Here is a 16,775-nt window from a genome sequence, read left to right on the forward strand (position 1 = left end):
GGAACACGATCATGAAGTTGAATGTTCCTGAGATACCCAAGGGCATACCGTCTGAGAAGGAACCTTGTCCTATTGGGTATACCAAGAAGACTGCGGTTGCTGCTGCTACTGGTGCTGAGTATGCAATCGCAATCCAAGGACGCATTCCTAAGCGGTAGGATAGTTCCCATTCACGACCTAAGTAGCAGAATACGCCAATCAGGAAGTGGAAAATTACCAATTGGTAAGGACCACCGTTGTACAACCACTCATCTAAGGAAGCTGCTTCCCAAATTGGGTAGAAGTGCAAGCCGATTGCGTTGGAGGAAGGTACTACTGCACCAGAGATGATGTTGTTTCCGTAAATCAAGGAACCAGCTACTGGTTCACGGATTCCATCGATGTCTACTGGAGGTGCGGCGATGAAGGCGATTACGAAGCAGGCGGTGGCAGCTAGCAGGGTAGGGATCATGACTACGCCGAACCAACCGATGTAGATACGGTTGTTGGTGCTGGTGATCCAGCTACAAAACCGCTCCCATACGTTGGCGCTTTCGCGACGTTGTAAGGTTGTTGTCATTGTTTTATAAATGCGATTATTTGCGGATGAATTAGGTAGGTTTGACTACCTGTTACACATCTTAAAGAATTTATTTCGTTTTGTAAAGTACTTTCAAAAAAAATTTTTCTTTGGATTTACGCACCTGCAATAGAAAATCCCCAATCCACTAAAAAAGGGGGTGTATGAACTTCTAATCGTTTTCCTGGTAAGCTTTTGCCAAAATAGCAATGAAGATTGTCGCTGACGATCTTCTACGTAGCAATGATTGGCTAAGATTTCCCAGCCATAGTTTTAGATACAATGGGAATTCCTAATCGCCCTGAAGACGGGTTGCGGGTTCGATTTAAGACTCAGTAAAATCTTTTATGGCACCTTCTATAGAGATAAATTTGCCTGAAGGAGTTTTGCAACGCTTGCAAACAGCGAGAGATATCGTCAACCAAAGCGTTAACTCTTTCAGTAACTCAGTCCAACAAGCTGGACAGTCTTTGCAGGATACAGCAGCTACCACGACCGATAGGGCAATTAATACAATTACTACAACTCTTGAACAAGCTAAAGGTTCTTTAGAACAAAGTTGGCAACCGATTGATCAATTTAAGAGTACAACATCGGGAGCAGTAAAAACAGCAATGAGTTCTTCTGTTAATGATTGGCTGACACAACAACCTATAGTTTATCGGTTAGTTCAAATACTAGGTTGGGCAGCTAATCACCCAATTATTAGCTTAGTAATTCTGCTTGTCGCACTTGCTCTCATCTGGAGCATCATCAAAGCAATTGTTCGCTTGATTGAAACAGCTAGTTGGTCAATACTCCAAGTTCCGTTAAAATTGCTTCAGGCTTTGATGAAAGTTAGCTTTTTATTCTTAACTAAAATTGGCAGTTCTGCTATTCATCGAATCACACCTACTAAAACGATTGATAACCTGCCAGCTTTGCCACCTGAAAATTTTCAACAAAATAAGCAACAACGATTGGTAGAAATTTCTAGTCGCTTAGAAGCAATTCAAAAGGAACAAAATGAGCTTTTGCAAGAAGCCGCAAACTTGATTGCTTCCGACACTATTGATATAGAAATTTCAAAAATTAAACAGCTAAGAAGCGTTGAATCACATCTTGGCTGAGTTCGGCTGTGGAACCGGAAGCGACAATACCACCTTTTTGCATAGCGTAATAGTAATCAGCCTGACGGACAAAGTGCAAATGCTGCTCTACCAATAAAACTGAAATGCCTGTGGTTTCGACAATGCGACGGACTGCGGCTTCAATTTCTAGGATGATGGAGGGTTGAATACCTTCAGTGGGTTCATCTAAGACGAGTAGTTGAGGTTCTCCCATTAGAGCACGTGCGATCGCTAATTGTTGCTGCTGTCCACCACTCAAATCACCACCCATCCGCGAAAGCATGGTTTTTAACACCGGGAATAAGCTAAAAACTTCCTCTGGAATTTCTGCTTTTTTTACTGGTTTGCGTCTAGCTTCCAACCCCAGCAGCAGATTTTCTTTGACTGTCAACCGGGGGATAATTTCTCGCCCTTGGGGAACATAACCAATTCCCAACTTTGCCCTTTGGTCGGGAGATTTTGAGTTGATTAATTGTTCAGCTAAGTTAATTGTACCGCTGCGGGGTTTGAGTAAACCCATGATGGTTTTGAGTAATGTAGATTTACCTACACCATTGCGTCCAATTAGGCAAACCATTTGCCCAGATGGTACGCTTAAATCTACATTGCGGAGAATGTGGCTTTCGCCGTAGTAAACGTTGAGGTTAGAGATTTTTAGCATTAGAAATTACGTAGATATTAAAATTTCACGCAGAGGTACAGCGCAGTGTTAGCTTACTGACCCTAACAAACGAGTAAAACCTTCTTGCTCAAAGTGTTTATCAGTTGTTAATGCCTCCATAATTCCTTGTCTACGCATCAACACAAAGCTTACAGCATCACATAACGAATAGGTTTTATCCTGTCTTGATAACAATAAATCTATTGCTTCTCGATGTAGCGGCTCATCAACCCATACAATTTGAACGTTTGAATTGTTGATTAGTTCAAGGCTGTATGACAGTACAGTTGAACGGGAAAAGCCTCGAACTAATGCTAGAGCTACTAATTCTGCTAGAACATAGTTGTGCGTAAGCCGAGTTCTGCTTGTAGTAGAAATCAGTTCAACTGCTCTTTCATGTTGTGGTTCATCTTTATGGAGAAAGCAGAGCAATCCTGACGTATCAAGCAGCATAATCTATATTCCAATACTTAAAAGTCATTGGCGTAAGCTTTTGTCAAGTCAGCATCAATGCTTTCGTTGTCTATACCTGTGGCATAACCCAAGCTAATTGCACCTGCATAACTAAGTAAACGTTGACGTGCTTCTTCTGGCTGAGTTTCTGGTTGTAGCTTTGCACCAGTCAGAAGACCATCCTTCCTATCAAGAGATGTCACAATCAATTCTGCTACTGAAAGCCCGACGGCATCAGCTTGCTGCTGCAAAGCTGCATAGACATCATCACTTAATTCTAGTGTTAGCAGTTGGCTCATAGGAATAAACGATTTCAACTAAAGCTAGGGAAATTATAGCTTTTCTCCACTAATATTCTGAAGCGGTTCGGCTGATTATAGTATGTGGTAGTCTGTGCAGGGTAAGAAGGCAAAGCAAATGACCCAAACGACGAAAACCCAAAAACTGCTGACCTTTGAAGAATATCTTAGTTCGTGATTATCGCTACAAGCGGACGGAGTATGCCGCTAGGGAAATATTAGAGTACTGGATTGTTGACCCACAGATGCAACAAATTATGATTTGCCAGTGGGTGGAGGGACAGTATGAGGATAAGGTATTTACAGGTGCTACTTGCATGGAATCACTAGTAATTGTTGATTTGGTGCTAAGAGTAGAGCAGGTGTTTAACAGCGCAAATCGACCAGAATTACCAAGCGAATAGAAAGTGGAGTCGAGTTTTTCATTCTTCCTGTTTTCCTAAATATACTTCAATAACACGTGAGTCATTTTGAACTTCCTCAAAATTCCCTTCGCACAGCACTGAACCTTCGTGTAACACTGTTACTTTCTTGGCAATTTGACGCACAAATTCCATATCATGTTCAATGACTAAAATTGAATGACTTTGCGCTAGCGCTAAAAGTAATTCGCCGATGTTATAGGTTTCTTCATCTGTTAAACCCGCAACGGGTTCATCAACAAGTAATAAATCTGGAGACTGTGCTACTAACATCCCAATTTCCAACCGTTGCTTTTCGCCGTGAGAAAGTAAACCTGCTCTGATATCAGCTTTAGGAGTTAAACCGATGGTTTCTAATAATCCTTTAATATTATTCTTTTCAACAGCATTAGAACGTTCAAACAAAGTAGAAAAGACATTTTTCTTCTTGTTACTAGTAATTTCTAGATTTTCGCGGGGCGTTAAATTCAGGTAAATTCGAGGTGTTTGAAACTTACGCCCAATTCCCAATCGCGCAATTCGATATTCAGGTAAAGAACGTAGGTTTTTTCCTTTGAATAACACTCGCCCAAGGGTTGGTTGCACTTTCCCCGTAATCACATCCAGAAATGTTGTCTTTCCCGCTCCATTGGGGCCAATTACTACCCGTAATTCACCCACATCCATGCTAAAGTTAAGCTGATTTAGCGCCCTAAATCCGTCAAAATTAACAGTTACGTTTTCAGTTTCCAATATTTTCGCGTTCATGTTGCACTTCCGGGTCTTCTTCCAAGGTGGGATATGTAGCAATTTCTTGACGACGGTTGAAAAGAGAAATATTCTGACTACGCAACCATCCCACGATGCCGTCAGGAAGTACTGTGACGACTATCAAAAATAGTGCGCCTTGGAAAAATAGCCAGATTTCGGCAAATTGTTCGCTTAAAAAAGTGCGGGCATAATTTACTAATAAAGTTCCAACAATCGCGCCAATTAAAGTAGCGCGTCCGCCTACTGCTACCCAAATCACCATTTCAATGGAAAAGGCAATATCCATTGCTCTGGGTGAGACAGAACCACTCTGAATGGTGTAAAATGCTCCTGCGATGCCTGCGATCGCACCGGAAACTGCAAACACCAATACCTTAAAATCTGTAGGGTCGTAGCCAGAAAATCTTACCCGACTTTCATCATCACGAATAGCTATCAACAATCTGCCAAAGCGTCCAGTTGTCAACCAGCGACAAATCCCGTAAGTGGCTGCGAGAAACAGTACTGTCAACGTGTAGAAAAGCAATTGCGTCTTGGCATCGCTGACCGTTGCCCCAAACAAAGTTGTAAAATCTATCAGTCCATTTGTACCGTTGAAAAGTTGTTGTTGACCGTTAAAGAAGTTGAAAAATACGATAGTTCCGGCTTGAGTCAAGATAGAAAAATAAACTCCCTTGAGGCGATTCCGAAATACTAAATATCCCAATATTCCCGCCAATAACCCTGGAATTAAGACTACACCAGCTATTGTCAAAGGAAACGAATAAAAAGGTTGCCAAAAGGCGGGAAGTTCTGTAACCCCATAAAGTCCCATGAAATCAGGCAATTCACCAGTAGGGACTTGGAGCTTTAGGTACATTGCGATCGCATATCCACCCAAACCAAAGAAAATACCATGTCCTAAACTCAATAAACCAGTATAACCCCAAATCAAATCGATACCCAAAGCCACAATCGCCAGCGACAAAAATCGTCCCAACAAATTTAAACGAAACTCCGACAGCACCATTGGCATAACAATTATAAGGAAGAGTGCGATCGCAACCACTACCCCCACCTCAAGTAATAACCCTCTTCCCCTTTTCCTCATTCTCTGCGTCCTCCCTTCGGGTTCACCAGTCGCCTGCGGTTCGCGTCAGCGTCTCGTAAGAGAGGGAAACCCTCCCGCAGCGATGGTTCACTGCGTCTCTGCGGTTTAAACATCAACAGTACGCCCCTTCTGCGGAAAAATCCCCCCAGGCTTCCACTGTAAAAACACAATAATCAGCGCAAATACCATCACCTTCGCCATACTCGTCGTTGCAAAAAAAGTAAATAAATCAGCCAAAGGTTTAACAGGACTCAACAACAAGGACAGAGTCCCAGAACCAATTAAAAAATTAGCCGTACCAATCCCCAAAGCAGCCACAATCGTACCTGCTAAATTGCCCACACCCCCAACGACAACAACCATAAAAGTATCAATAATATAGTTTTGTCCCGTATTTGGCCCTACAGAACCGAGTAAACTAATCGCACATCCAGCCACACCAGCTAAACCAGAACCCAGTGCAAAAGTAATCGCATCAACCTTTTGAGTTGGGATACCCAAACAAGCACTCATACTCCGATTTTGCGTCACAGCCCGAATTTTTAAACCCCAGCTAGAACGTTGTAAAAATAAATAAATTCCCGTCACACAGATTATTGTTAAACCAATAATAAATAACCTGGCAAAGGGTAATTGTACACCACCCAAAGATATCCCCGCTTGTAACCAAGTCGGTGCTGTTACATCCACATTTTGAGCGCCAAACCAAGGTTGAGTTACTGCTAGCTGATAAGTTTGACTCAATAAATTGCCCGTTGTGATTGTCACCCCCAGCGATAATAAAAATATCACAGCCACAATCCAGTTACGAACTCTTCCCAAATCTGTGCGGGAATTTAAAATCCATAAACCTCCAAAAAATAATAGAGAAAACAAAGCTATGCCAATTATTAATACCCAATTCACACTGCGAACAAACTGCTGAAAAATTAAACTAACTCCCCAAGTTGCCAAGAGAGTTTCTAGAGGCCGTCCATAGAGATAACGAATCACGCCTCTTTCTAGAATTAATCCCACAGCAGCCGTGAAAATAAAAGCGATAATCAAAGCCAAAAATATATAGACTTCAAACCATACTCCGCCCAATTGCTTACATACATTTTGCACAACAAATGTTGTATAAGCGCCGAACATCATCAATTCACCATGCGCCATATTGATAACGCCCATCAATCCAAATATAATAGCTAGTCCTAACGCGGCAATTAATAATACAGCGCCAATACTAATGCCATTAAATACAGCTTCTAAAAATCCTGCTAACACTTTTTTCCTCATATACTATTCGTAAATACGTGCAGTGTTACAGTACAAAAGACTAAACATAGCGACAATAATTTTTTACCGTAACCTACCCAGAAAAATGATGCATTGCACTTTGCTATAACGCAGCCTACCAATTTAAAATTAACTAATTCGTAATTGGTAATTAATTACGAATTACGAATTACGAATTACGAATTATTTACGCTTTCTTATATTTACCACCCTTAGCCGGGTCATTCCAATCACAGGCAAATCCCTTAGTCTCTTTGACAAATTGATTCCAAGGAACTGGCTCAACTGCTGTTGGAGTCGCATAGACAATATCAAACAATCCATCTTGCCTAACTTGACCAATTCGCACAATTTTAGATATGTGATGATTGGCATCCATTGTCACTTTACCTTCAGGCGCATCTAGAGTTTGACCATAAGCCGCCGCCCGCACTTTTTCTAAATCAGTAGTCCCAGCTTTTTCTACTGCTTGCTTCCACAAATAAACTGCAATGTATGCTGCTTCCATTGGGTCATTTGTCACCCGATTTTCACCATATTCTTTCTTGAAAGCTGCAACAAACTTCTTATTAGCAGGTGTGTCTACTGTTTGAAAATAGTTCCAAGCTGCATAGTGACCTTTGAGATATTCTACACCAATTGCTTTAACTTCTTCTTCCGCAATACTTACAGACATAGAGGGATATTTATCTGGTGTCAATCCAGCCCCTTTCAATTGTTTAAAGAAAGCAACATTGCTATCACCGTTTAAAGTGTTATAAATCACGCCACCATTGGGCAAATTTTGCTTGATTTTAGTTATAATTGGTGTAACTTCTGTATTGCCAAGAGGTAAGTAATCTTCACCAACTGTTTTTCCACCTAAAGCTTCTAGTTGAGCTTTAATAATTGTGTTAGCTGTCCGGGGAAAAACATAGTCTGAGCCAACTAAGAAGAATTCTTTGCCCTTATTTTTTAACAGCCAATCAACAGATGGTTCAATTTGTTGATTTGGCGCAGCACCAGTGTAGAAAATATTTTTAGAACACTCTTGACCTTCGTACTGCACAGGATACCAGAGCATATGATTTTTGCTCTCGAATACTGGCTTCACATTCTTGCGGCTAGCAGAAGTCCAACAACCAAAAACTACAGTGACTTTATCTTGATCTATTAGCTTGGTTGCCTTTTCTCTAAAAGTATCCCAGTTAGAAGCGCCATCTTCGGTAACTGCTTCAATTTGTTTACCCAAGATACCACCAGCGGCGTTAATTTCTTTGATTGCTAATTTTTCCGCATCGACAACGCTTTTTTCACTAATAGCCATTGTGCCACTAAGGGAGTGCAAAATACCTACTTTGATGGTGCCACCAGCAGTAGCAGCAGCAGGAGATGCAGCAGGAGGTGCAGCTGGACTCTCTGTAGCAGTTGGGGAATTATTCGCGCAAGCCTTCAGAAAAAAGCTGCTTCCAAAAGTTAGAGAACCGTAGATCAAAAACTTGCGTCTGTTAAATTGTCTTCTCATATCTTGATAAATTTTCCTCTTGATGAATCAACTAACTTAATAGAAAGCTGACAATATTAAACTTTAAAGTGTGATGATAGTGCGATAGTTTACTAGTAAAAAGTGACTTCTTATACAAAATGCCTGGTTTTTGTAATAAAAAAATAACTTTATAATATTAATCTTTGTTAAGCCTAGTATTGTGATGTGAAATTATTGTCAACAATGAAGAGATAGCTGGATAATAATCTCATCTTCCTTGCCAGATGCAAAATTAGCAAAGCGCTTTGCCAAAGGTGGTATAATCACCAAAGGGTTGCTGAACCCAGAGAATAGATGAACGGTCTCAAATCCTGGGATAGTACCAATTAAGGGCAGGCGATCGCTACTAAATGCCACCAAGCAATGATGCCAATTTCCTGGTAAATTCTCCAAAGCTGGCAAGATTTGACCAACACTTCTTCGCAACCATTTTTCACTCGCCTCTGAGTTTACCTTGGCATAAGGATCTGTGAGAACGCGGCTAATTTGACCGATGCGAAAGCTACCATCTTGAAATTGAATTGCACCCGCATCTAAAATTGACGGTGCTGGCTCATTACCTAGTTCATCCCACAATTCATCCACTTGAGTAGATTCAGCTTCTAGTTGAAATCGTTGCAGATTAGCTGGCATAACTAAGGTGCGTAACTGCACATCCACGGGTGGGGTTTCAATGATTTCTGCATGGGTAAAATACAGTTTGACGGTAATACCAGCAGATTTTAGTAGTTGGCGGCTGAGTCCACCTGCACAAATGGCAACGTTCGCACTATGAAAAGTTTCAGTAGTTGTTTTTACACCATCTTGCAGTATTTGTAATACTTGAGTAATCTGCATTTCACCCCCAGCACGCAGAAAGGCTTGGATGTAAGCTTGTGCTGTTTTTTCTGGATGGATATGACCGTGTTTAACAGTTAAAGCACCAGATATCGCCTCTCGATTTAACTGCGGTTCCAACTCACAAGCTTCTTGGGCACTCAGTAAACGGGGTGGAATGGCAAAATGATTATATGATGCAGCAATTGCTTCTGGGTCACTATAGGCTGAAATAGTAAGTAATAAATCTAATTCCCGAAACTGGATATCAGCGTCTAACTCTTGAGATAGGATATGGTAGCGTGCGATCGCTTCTTCGCACAATAGACGAGTTAGTGGTGTAGTACCCGACCAATAAGCAAGTCCACCATAACTATAGCGAGTTGCATTCTGTGGTGTGCCGTATTCCTCCAACAAAAGTACAGAAAAACCTGTTTTTACTAATTCGTATGCTAGTGCAGCACCCGCAATTCCACCGCCAACCACAATCCAGTCGTAGGTTTTCATATTAAATGTCTTTCTTAATTACGAATTACGTAGCTTGCTTCTCGCCCTTGGCGAGTATTACGAATTACGAATTACGAACTACCATAAGTTGCTTGTAAACGGCTTAAAAGATATTCTCCCGCAAGGATAGGCGGATAAATAGGCGATTGTTCTTTCTGGCAACTTTCCAAACAAGCTATTTCTGTATCATCATTCGAATGACAGAAAAAAGCGATAGAATAACGAGACTGGTTCACCCTGCGATCGCTAGGAATCATTACTCGATGCTTGGTTGAGCAAAACATATCATTTGTCCACCGTTGCATTAAATCGCCAGTATTAACTACCACAGTATCAGGAATCGCAGGCGCGGCAATCCACTCTCCAGATGCTGTCTGTACTTCCAACCCGCCAACGTCATCTTGGAAAAGTAAGGTAATACTACCATAATCTGAATGCTCACCAGCACGCACCTGTCCAAGTTTGGGTGGTGTTTGCAATGGGGGATAGTGGAGCGATCGCAAGGTATGATTTTGTTGATTGTGTCTTTTTATAAAAAAATCCTCTGGCAATTCCAAGGCCAAAGCATAAGCTTGTAAGACTGTGTTAGCAAGTTCTGTGCAATTATCATAAAAGGCGACAATAGAAGCATCTATTTCCACAGTCGCTTGTTTGTTTACATTAAATGCCTCTTTTAAGTCGCCTGGTTTGTTGGAGTCAAGACGTTCTCTCTCAAGACCAACGTATCCTATATTATTAAACTCATCACTCCAAGCTTGCTTTTGTTTAACTTCTAAGGGTAAATTGAAGAAATATTTACTGTAAGTGAATACTTGCCTGATTATGTCTTTCGATATTCCTGAATTCTCCAAGTATATGAAGCCAATTTCATGGCAAGCTTGATAGATTTGTTTGATAATATTTTGCCGAGTTATTATGTTGCCATTGGTAAACGCAGTTAAATCTATTATGGGAATTGTAACCATTTATATATAATTAAAAAATTTGTGTTTTTGTTTTGTTAACAGTAGTATACTCAATACTTAGGTACGGAACTTTACAATGACTCTTGCTCCTTGGCGAAGCGCGATCGCTCATGCACTCCATCGCAACCGCAGCCTTGTTTATGCCCGTTACCTCCAACTAGCAACAGTGCAAGCGAACGGTCGCCCCGCTAATCGTACCCTAGTGTTTCGCGGCTTTCTGGAAGATACAAACCAGCTAAAATTTATCACCGATAACCGTAGCGCTAAAACCGACCAGATACAGCAACAACCTTGGGCAGAAGTTTGCTGGTATTTCCCCAATACACGAGAACAATTCCGAATCACTGGCTGTTTGACTCTGGTAGGTAATGATGATTCGCACCATAATTTACAGCCAGCCCGCATTTCCATGTGGCGAGAACTGAGTGATGCTGCACGTTTACAGTTTGCTTGGCCTCATCCTGGTAAACCTAGAGTCCTGGAATTAGAAGCCTTTGAGCCACCAGCACCCGACCCAGTGCAGCCAGTGCCTAATTTTTGCCTACTGCTACTCGACCCAGTGCAGGTAGACCACTTAGAATTACGCGGCGAACCACAAAATCGAAGATTTTATCGCCGCGATGAAAATCAAGAATGGTTTTGTGAAGAAATTAATCCTTAATTTTGTCAGTTAGGAGTTATGAGTTGGAAGGTGCAAGGATAATTTTTATTCCTCACTCCTCACTCTTAACTCCTAACTTTATTTAAATACCCGCACCATCTAGAAACTGCTGTATTGCCTTATCTTTAAGGTTACACACAGGAGCATTTTCTGATAAATCAGCTTGGTTAGAAGCTACACAACCTGCCAACACAAGAGTTTTTTCAGAAGACTTGGTGCGCTGAAGAGTTTGTATTTGTTCTTCCAACGCCTCAATCCGGTCTACTAAAGCACGAATCACTTCGGCTTCCGAATCTGGTAAGTTATTGTGTTCAAGAGGTGCAACTCGGACTCCAGAACGATATATAATCCGCCCAGGCACGCCCACTACTGTACAGTCAGAAGGAACATCCCTCAGAACAACAGACCCAGCACCAATACGGACATTATTGCCAACTTGGATATTGCCCAGTACCTTCGCTCCAGCTCCAACTACAACATTTTCACCCACAGTGGGATGGCGCTTGCCACATTCTTTACCAGTACCCCCAAGAGTGACACCTTGATAAATTAGGGCATAGTCTCCCACGATCGCAGTTTCACCAATTACTACACCCATTCCGTGGTCAATAAACACACTTTGCCCAATGGCTGCACCAGGGTGGATTTCAATTCCAGTCAAAAACCGAGCCAAGTGAGAAATCAGGCGGGGAATAAAAGGAAGACCAACAGTATACAGCCAGTGAGCCAGCCTATGGAATAGCAGGGCTTGCAAACCAGGGTAACAAAATAAAACTTCCAACCAGTTACGGGCAGCTGGGTCACGTTCAAATATGATACGAAAGTCAGCACGCAGTGTAGATAGCACGAGATAGCACCCTCGGAAAGCACAACAAGCTACTCTCCCATATTATCGTCTCAGGCGTTACACCTAATAATTGGAAATGGGACATTGGGCATTGGGAAGAGGACTTAGGGACAAGGAGAAGGGAAAGACTTGTTGTAAGTTATTTCACTTAAGTCACCTTATCCCCTTGTCTCCCCTACCCCTCTGTTCCCTCATCTCCCCACTCCTTACTTCATTTCTGCTCCACCGTCAGAGTATAATCACGCTTAACCCCAGGATTAAATGTACCCACCCAAACCCGATAGGTACCATTTTTCCAGTCGCGATCGCTAATGCTAGCATCTTTACTTTTGCCAGTGTCATCACCACAACGAATTGTTGTTTTATCTGGGCCTTGGATGAGTAAAGTGGTGTCGGTGTTGTTGCTATCGATTTGTATTGTCAGCTGGGAAAAGTCCTTTTCCAAAACCATAATGTGATCTGGATTCGGATCGGCAAAGCCAATACAGGCTTTTTGCTCGCGATCGCGGTTACTTATGGCAGACAACGAGTAAGAACCACCTGTAAACCCTTGCAGTGTTCCTTGTGCTGGATCAAAGTTTGTAGATAGATTGAGAGTACCAAAATTTGCTGTCTCTGCTATTACTGGCGTAGCTGTGATGGCGGTAAGTATAGCCAACAACCAGCCGCTGCGAAACTGAAGTCGGGGGCGACAGTATTTCATAGTAGCCCTCCAACAGGCTGTTAGATTAGTAATGATATATACATATTCTAGTTAAAAAATTCCAGTGAAATTTCAGTTACTTGTGCCACATTAAAATGTGCCACAAGTAATGCCATGAAAAGTAGGCAGCTAATTGCTAGGTTGTTTCTTGATCTAGACAGCAGCTACAATTCCCGAACTGATAATTTAGATGTAATTACGTCTGTTGGTCGGAGGATTTTTTCCCTTAAAGAAAACCCTCGACGGACGATTTTAGATCAGCAGCCAATAGCTATCCAAAGATTAAAAATACAAATAGCAAAGGTTACATAAAATCTACCTAAATATCATGGATCAAGAAAATGCAGAAGGTAAAATTACTTTACCTTCTGCATTTTTAACTTATGTGAAAATCTCACGAATTATTGAGTTTGAAGAAAACGCCACCTTTGAGCGATCGCGTGTCAGTTCCGTAACTACTGACTGTGAGCGATCGCAGATTATCAAAAAACGGTTTACCTAAAACTTCTACTAACTTGAGAACTGGTACTTGACGCTCTAACAAATTCTGACTCTTTGTCCAGTCAAGATATATATAGCCTTGATTTGGTAGGGGAATCGCAGCAATACTATCTTGGAATTTGGCATTGTCAATTAGGGAATTATCCTTGGTTGTGAGAATTTCATTCATCGTCTCTAAGTCAGATGTGAAAACTTCGTAATTTCCTAAAGTTGTATGCAATCCTCGCACTTTTGTTTCAATACTGAATGATGGCCGCTCTTTGACATCTGCTTTTGTAGTAGCCGTAGTTAACTCTGTCCAAGCAGAGATTTTTTGCTTGTCTATATTCAGTGGATTAATGCTGAGTCCGTTGGATGAAGCGATCGCATCTAATCGAGCAACGCCTTGTTCTACACTCTCAGATTTTTCCACCACAAAAATCCAATGGAGGGTTGTTTGTTCTTTATCAGGTAACAATGCTATGGCATATTCTCCCTGTACCCAGCTAAAAATATCCTCTGGTAAGTTTATGCCCCAGCGTTTTTGAACATCCGCTAAAGGTTTTGCTAACCGAGAAACTACATCTTCCCCACCATATATAGTTGCTGTTGCTTGTCTCCAGAGTTTGGCTAAATCACTGTTACCCAAATTACTCAAATTTGAGCCGGAAATTGCCAAACCTGCCGATGCTGGAATATATTGCAATGCTCCTACAGGTTTAGACAGTGGTGAGGATGGGGGGACAATTTCCGCTGAAGTTAAAAAGGTGGTTTCTGCTAGTAATCCTTTGGGGTTCAACGCCAGGGAAATGATTTCGCTGTCATAGGTTTGTTCTGGCAGCTCTAACCCTTGCCATTTTGCGACGATGGGAAGATTCAAGAAAGCTACAGCTAAACTCCCTTTGGGCAGTTCTTTGGTAGCTTTTTGATATTCGGAGGAGCTAGTCAAATTTAGATCGGGCGCTTGGACATTATTGATAGCATCTCGTAACACTTTAGGATCGTTGGCAAACAATACAAAGCCTTCACCGACAACAGCACCTGCAAGCAAGTCTTGTTCTGGTTGAGAGTTGTCAGAAATCAGCTTTATACCTTTATATTGTTCAACAGCTAAGTTTGCCCCAGCTAACGCCCGTTTGGAAAACAACAACTCGACAAACTCGCGGCTTTTCTCTGGTTTCTGGGTTGCTAGTGCTAATAGATACCCTGGCTGCTGTCCGTTTTCTGGATCGCGATCAATATCTAAGGTGGTGATAGCTAATGTAATTTCGTTCCCTAACCAAGGTTGAATATCTTGTTTGTAATCTATACCACTCTTGGCGAATAAACTGGTTTTGAGTTTAGATAGTTCTCCTTCACGCTCCAACGCCTGTAAACGGTCAGGGTTCACCAGCAATGAAACCATTGCTGGGGAAAGTTTCGACACCAATATGGCTGCATTAGGCTGGGAGGTAGAAGCAATGAGGTTAGCCGGACTTTTGGCGAAAAACCAGTAAAAACTAGCGATCGCAATTACTAGCAGTGCGATCGCACCAGCTACGATAAAACCAATAAATGAGCGTTGCCTATTCACATTAAACCTTTAAAAAAGACGGTTTACAGCCATTTAAGCAGAAAGCCTACCAGGATTTATCAGCCTTCTTGAGAATGGATACTCATGCAAAGGCAGAGATTTTCTGCCACCATAAATAGGATTAGGACTGTTTATAGGGAATTCTTTTAGTTAACCCATGAACCAGATTAGTGTACAAGAACTGGCACAACGTCTTTCTTCTGGTGATGCAAGTATTCAGTTAGTAGATGTACGTGAACCACAAGAATTGGAGATTGCTAGCATTGAGGGCTTTGTCAATCTACCCCTGAGCCAATTTGCCGATTGGGGAGATCAAGTCCCTAACCTCTTCAATCCCCAAGCTGAAACCCTTGTACTATGCCACCACGGCATCCGCTCTGCCCAGATGTGCCAGTGGTTAATTGCTCAAGGTTTTACAAATGTGCAAAATATTTCAGGTGGTATTGATGCTTATTCTGTCTTAGTAGACCATTCAATTCCCCAGTATTAACTAGTGTTTAGGTGCATTACTCAGATGGAACTTACTCTTCCATCTGGCTTTTGGTATGCTGAAAATAACACCACATTTTAGGGGCTTGCTAGGAAAGCTTGTAAGTTTATCTACTGGTTATATATCTTACAGAACTTTTCGACCCCGATCTTAGCTGCGATCACCGCAAAAGTACGTATCCCACAATACTTTTATAAGTGTAGAATTATGCAAAGATAAAGCAAAAAGGATGTTGTCAATTCAAACCCTCAGTTATTGCTGCAAAAGCCTAGATTCTATTGAAAGCGCACTTTTAAAAAGTTATGTACTTGAACCTTAAAATTAATTATCACAATATAGTTGTATAATTTGTTATCTTAATAAACTATTAATATTCTTTGGTTTCGATCAATCCAGAAATTTTTCCAGAGTTTGATTAAAATTTGCCTCTAGCAAAACATACCCTATGGAAGTCCAGTTAACAAATCGACAACAGCATATACTTTGGGCAACTGTACGTCACTACATTGCTACGGCAGAGCCTGTTGGTTCAAAGGCTTTGATCGAGGAGTACGATCTGGGTGTAAGCTCGGCGACAATTCGCAATGTGATGGGCGTTTTAGAAAAGTCTGGGTTACTTTACCAACCACACACCTCTGCCGGACGAATACCTTCTGACTCAGGTTACCGCATTTATGTTGACCAGTTAATTACCCCTTCTCTGCGTTCGCGCAGTGTGTCGCAGACAGATGCTACGCGAACAGAATATTTAGGGCGAGAAGTAGAGTTGGCACTGCAAAACCGCCTCCAGTGGGAAGATTGGAGTTTAGAAACTCTATTGCAAGGAGCAGCACAAATTTTAGCAACCTTGAGTGGTTGCATTAGCTTGATTACTATGCCGCAAACTACTACAGCACTATTGCGACATCTGCAATTAGTGCAAATTGAAGCGGGGCGGATCATGTTAATTGTAGTGACCGATGGTTATGAGACACATTCCAAGTTGATGGATTTGTCGCCAACACCAGAGGAAACACAACGGGATTCAGAGGTAATCGATCGCGAGTTGCAGATTGTTTCTAATTTTTTGAATAGCCACTTGCGGGGGCGAAGTCTATTGGAATTAGCCAACCTCAACTGGAGCGAACTAGATCAGGAGTTCCAACGCTACGGGGAATTCTTGAAAAATTCAGTTGCAGAATTGACTCGTCGGACTCATGCGCCGACTGCAACACAAATTATGGTTCGGGGTGTGTCAGAAGTTTTGCGCCAGCCAGAATTTTCCCAGTTGCAGCAAGTACAAACGATTATCCACCTGCTGGAAGAAGAACAAGACCAACTATGGCGATTAATATTTGAGGAACCAGAGCAGGAGGATGTAGGTAAGTCAAGGGTAACGGTTCGCATTGGCGCAGAAAACCCACTAGAACCGATACGTACCTGCACCTTGATTTCTTCCAACTATCGCCGAGGTTCGATACCAGTAGGAAGTGTAGGAGTTTTGGGGCCAACGCGTCTAGATTATGAAAGTGCGATCGCAGTCGTGGCATCTGCTGCTGATTATCTCTCAGAAGCTTTTAGTTATTTCAATCCTTAAATAGGGATTAA

Annotated in this window: 17 protein-coding genes and 1 pseudogene; 5 read left to right on the forward strand and 13 right to left on the reverse strand. The window is 41.8% G+C overall.

Features of this window, described 5'->3' with window-relative positions; genetic code table 11:
* Positions 1–559: pseudogene (locus tag F8R90_RS26770) on the reverse strand (photosystem II q(b) protein); the annotation flags it as partial.
* Positions 560–906: 347 nt separating this feature from the next.
* Between F8R90_RS26770 and F8R90_RS26775 the strand changes: the two are divergent.
* Positions 907–1,668 carry a hypothetical protein gene (locus tag F8R90_RS26775; RefSeq protein ID WP_196513201.1) on the forward strand — a complete coding sequence of 254 codons (762 nt, stop codon included), beginning with the start codon at positions 907–909 and terminating at the stop codon, positions 1,666–1,668.
* Here F8R90_RS26775 and urtE read toward each other — a convergent pair.
* The 3 genes from urtE to F8R90_RS26790 are packed head-to-tail and all read right to left on the reverse strand — an operon-like array spanning position 1,631 to position 3,081.
* Positions 1,631–2,329, reverse strand: a complete 699-nt coding sequence (urtE, locus tag F8R90_RS26780) for an urea ABC transporter ATP-binding subunit UrtE (protein WP_196513202.1) — start codon at positions 2,327–2,329, stop codon at positions 1,631–1,633. The genes F8R90_RS26775 and urtE overlap by 38 nt on opposite strands.
* A 48-nt stretch (positions 2,330–2,377) precedes the next feature.
* Positions 2,378–2,782: a type II toxin-antitoxin system VapC family toxin gene (locus F8R90_RS26785; protein WP_196513203.1), complete on the reverse strand. Its 405-nt coding sequence runs from the start codon at positions 2,780–2,782 to the stop codon at positions 2,378–2,380.
* Between the two features lie 17 nt (positions 2,783–2,799).
* On the reverse strand, positions 2,800–3,081 hold the full coding sequence (locus F8R90_RS26790; protein WP_196513204.1) for a hypothetical protein: 282 nt from the start codon (positions 3,079–3,081) through the stop codon (positions 2,800–2,802).
* Positions 3,082–3,236: 155 nt separating this feature from the next.
* Between F8R90_RS26790 and F8R90_RS26795 the strand changes: the two genes are divergently transcribed.
* Positions 3,237–3,485, forward strand: a complete 249-nt coding sequence (locus tag F8R90_RS26795) for a Uma2 family endonuclease (RefSeq protein ID WP_196513205.1) — start codon at positions 3,237–3,239, stop codon at positions 3,483–3,485.
* A gap of 18 nt (positions 3,486–3,503) precedes the next feature.
* Here the strand turns inward: F8R90_RS26795 and urtD are convergent, their stop codons facing one another.
* From urtD to F8R90_RS26825, 6 genes are all read right to left on the reverse strand, one after another.
* Entirely contained in the window at positions 3,504–4,250 is a 747-nt protein-coding gene (gene urtD / locus F8R90_RS26800; protein WP_196513206.1) for an urea ABC transporter ATP-binding protein UrtD, read from the reverse strand.
* The gene (urtC, locus tag F8R90_RS26805) at positions 4,225–5,343 is read right to left on the reverse strand and encodes an urea ABC transporter permease subunit UrtC (RefSeq protein ID WP_196513207.1); all 1,119 of its coding nucleotides are present in this window, start codon (positions 5,341–5,343) and stop codon (positions 4,225–4,227) included. Before urtC ends, urtD begins: the two co-directional genes overlap by 26 nt.
* A gap of 105 nt (positions 5,344–5,448) precedes the next feature.
* The gene (locus tag F8R90_RS26810; RefSeq protein WP_196513226.1) at positions 5,449–6,609 is read right to left on the reverse strand and encodes an ABC transporter permease subunit; all 1,161 of its coding nucleotides are present in this window, start codon (positions 6,607–6,609) and stop codon (positions 5,449–5,451) included.
* A 199-nt stretch (positions 6,610–6,808) separates the two neighbouring features.
* Positions 6,809–8,125, reverse strand: a complete 1,317-nt coding sequence (gene urtA, locus F8R90_RS26815) for an urea ABC transporter substrate-binding protein (protein ID WP_196513208.1) — start codon at positions 8,123–8,125, stop codon at positions 6,809–6,811.
* Positions 8,126–8,323: 198 nt separating this feature from the next.
* Positions 8,324–9,469, reverse strand: a complete 1,146-nt coding sequence (locus tag F8R90_RS26820; protein WP_196513209.1) for an NAD(P)/FAD-dependent oxidoreductase — start codon at positions 9,467–9,469, stop codon at positions 8,324–8,326.
* Positions 9,470–9,540: 71 nt separating this feature from the next.
* A complete protein-coding gene (locus tag F8R90_RS26825; protein ID WP_196513210.1) occupies positions 9,541–10,434 on the reverse strand; it encodes an isopenicillin N synthase family dioxygenase in 894 nt (297 codons plus the stop codon).
* Between the two features lie 76 nt (positions 10,435–10,510).
* Between F8R90_RS26825 and F8R90_RS26830 the strand changes: the two genes are divergently transcribed.
* A complete protein-coding gene (locus F8R90_RS26830; protein WP_196513211.1) occupies positions 10,511–11,095 on the forward strand; it encodes an Npun_F5749 family FMN-dependent PPOX-type flavoprotein in 585 nt (194 codons plus the stop codon).
* Positions 11,096–11,177: 82 nt separating this feature from the next.
* Here the strand turns inward: F8R90_RS26830 and cysE are convergent, their stop codons facing one another.
* The 3 genes from cysE to F8R90_RS26845 form a co-directional block, all read right to left on the reverse strand.
* Positions 11,178–11,942 carry a serine O-acetyltransferase gene (gene cysE / locus F8R90_RS26835; RefSeq protein WP_196513212.1) on the reverse strand — a complete coding sequence of 255 codons (765 nt, stop codon included), beginning with the start codon at positions 11,940–11,942 and terminating at the stop codon, positions 11,178–11,180.
* Positions 11,943–12,153: 211 nt separating this feature from the next.
* Complete coding sequence (locus tag F8R90_RS26840; RefSeq protein WP_196513213.1) at positions 12,154–12,645, reverse strand: hypothetical protein; 492 nt, start codon at positions 12,643–12,645, stop codon at positions 12,154–12,156.
* A gap of 394 nt (positions 12,646–13,039) precedes the next feature.
* The gene (locus F8R90_RS26845; protein WP_196513214.1) at positions 13,040–14,698 is read right to left on the reverse strand and encodes a DUF3352 domain-containing protein; all 1,659 of its coding nucleotides are present in this window, start codon (positions 14,696–14,698) and stop codon (positions 13,040–13,042) included.
* Between the two features lie 157 nt (positions 14,699–14,855).
* On the opposite strand from F8R90_RS26845, the gene F8R90_RS26850 reads away from it, so the two are divergent.
* Positions 14,856–15,188: a rhodanese-like domain-containing protein gene (locus tag F8R90_RS26850; protein ID WP_190894461.1), complete on the forward strand. Its 333-nt coding sequence runs from the start codon at positions 14,856–14,858 to the stop codon at positions 15,186–15,188.
* Between the two features lie 445 nt (positions 15,189–15,633).
* Positions 15,634–16,764, forward strand: a complete 1,131-nt coding sequence (gene hrcA / locus F8R90_RS26855; protein ID WP_196513215.1) for a heat-inducible transcriptional repressor HrcA — start codon at positions 15,634–15,636, stop codon at positions 16,762–16,764.
* The last annotated feature ends 11 nt before the right edge of the window (positions 16,765–16,775 follow it).

The sequence above is a fragment of the Nostoc sp. NZL genome (assembly GCF_015714705.1).
Lineage (GTDB): Bacteria > Cyanobacteriota > Cyanobacteriia > Cyanobacteriales > Nostocaceae > Nostoc > Nostoc foliaceum_A.